This is a genomic window from Magnetococcales bacterium, assembly GCA_015232395.1.
In the GTDB taxonomy this organism is placed as follows: domain Bacteria; phylum Pseudomonadota; class Magnetococcia; order Magnetococcales; family JADFZT01; genus JADFZT01.
The window spans coordinates 1-1,944 of the sequence record JADFZT010000008.1; the positions used below are offsets into that span (position 1 = coordinate 1).

Annotated in this window: 1 protein-coding gene; it reads right to left on the bottom strand. The window is 43.1% G+C overall.

What is annotated here, in order from left to right; translation table 11 throughout:
* Nucleotides 1–190: 190 nt before the first annotated feature.
* The gene (locus tag HQL52_04050; protein ID MBF0368609.1) at nucleotides 191–946 is read right to left on the bottom strand and encodes a hypothetical protein; all 756 of its coding nucleotides are present in this window, start codon (nucleotides 944–946) and stop codon (nucleotides 191–193) included.
* Nucleotides 947–1,944: the final 998 nt, after the last annotated feature.

The following is a 1,944-nucleotide window of genomic DNA, read 5'->3' on the forward strand; positions in this document are numbered from 1 at the left end:
CCAAAATCGCTGGCAGAGATTACAGCAGCGTCTATCGTGACATGAAACTTTTAATCAGCAGTGGATTGGTTCTGAAAGATACAAAAGGTTTGGTATCCGCTCCGTGGCACTCCATTATTCCTGAGGTGGTGCTGTAAAAAGGTTGGGCTAAAACAAAATAGATCGTACTACCAAGAATATCGGTGAAAAGTTACATGGATTGCCCAAGAGTATCTGCATAGGCATCCCAATCAATAGCTGGAACTGTAGCAAGTGACTGCAACTTTTTCAGCAATCGAAACAAAAAAAAGATCAATGCCTGTTCAGAGGGGCATGTTAATATTTTACCATCATGATAGTCAAAACAGTGGCCAGATATGGAAAGACCACAATCCAGACGTTCCTCCTCTCCATATGAGTTTGAAATATTTTTAAAAGGCTTCCCTTCAAACCCCTCTTCCCACCCCATCCTGACAGAAATGATTCCTGAGACAATCTTGAAAAGAGGCTTTGGCCCGTATTTTCCGTCCGCATAAGGTATTTCAACACTCGTCCGATCCAAGCCCCTTACAGAATTAACCTTATCTACCGCATACTTGTAATATCTCTTACTTACCTCCGGCTTGACTTCAAACACACAATAAACCGCTTCTGCTGGCACAAACCGGAAATTTTCTTGATCAAGCAATGTTGGCGTATATTGCCGATCATAGATAATAACATCAATCTGGTCGCTTGTTCTCCCACAACTATCAACAACAACACCACTGTCAACCTTATATCTGTTTGGCAAGTATTTTCGCAACATATTAATGATAAGATTTTCGTTTACCTCACCCATCTCCCCATCATGGGTTATACTTTTGGAGGAAAGTTGGAGCGCTGCCAAAAGATGTTTTTGTTCTGCAGCAAACGCATCCTGGAGAAACTTTTTCCCATCAGTCCTTGATTTTTGTTTTAAGCTCATAGCCACTCCCGAAATTAACTTCATTCCACTTTTTCTCGTCACGCCAACAATCTATATCATTAACATCCCCCAGAAGGCAACTGATTTATTCCACTACTGGATTTTCCTTGGTCCGACAAAGACATTTTTCTCGTGAATCTGAATGGCAAAATCACCGACACGGTCTGGCAAACAATTTCATAGGGGAAAGCCCCATACGCACTCCAGGCTTCGTTGGTTCAACGCCCTACCGGCGCAATGATTTCGAATCATTTTACCCGTCGGATACCGAAACCCACTAAAGTATCTGTATATTCATCTGATCTTTTGGGACGAACCCCAGATGATACTTACCCTTCCAACTGACATGGGAATGGGATCTGCCACTCAACTCATGATAAGCTCCGGCATAGAAACGCATCCATTCAGCAAAACAAGACCACCCACCATAGAATAGTAGCGGCTGTTACCAGATAAACTCCTCTTACCCGACCTCCTCATCGTCCTCCGTGACAGCATTGAATCTGTCTTCATCCATGCCGGTTTACGTCAATTTTATTCCAATACCCCCCATGATGGGAGGATGCCCTTTCGTTGAGGCCAGAATCAGGGAGAGTTTTTATTCTCACACCGGAATGTTAATGAAACAGATGCCAGCCAAACCAGCCTTTAGACCAAGGAACAAGCCATCTTGAAATCAAAAAAAAGCGCTTTATTAAAGAGTTGCAGAATGATTCGTGTTTTTTATAGAGGCATGAGTCGCGCCTGAACTACTTAATGCAAAGAAGGTCCGGATGTGTTAGGATGGTGTCATTGCTATTTATCCGAACCAAGTTCCATTTCCATAAGACTTTTCCGCTGGGTTACCTGATAACCCACATCGCTGAAAGCAAACCGCTGTAAAATCAGTTTTTTGCAAAATACTAGAGGAGTATTCATGGCGTTTCGGTTACCGAGTAGGCGCTTTTTCACCAAATATCCAGGACAGGACGCCAAGTTCGGCGTGGACCATCAAAATG

Excerpts from the sequence above, each read along its gene's own strand:
- HQL52_04050 (MBF0368609.1), bottom strand. The coding sequence starts at position 946 with ATGAGCTTAAAACAAAAATCAAGGACTGATGGGAAAAAGTTTCTCCAG.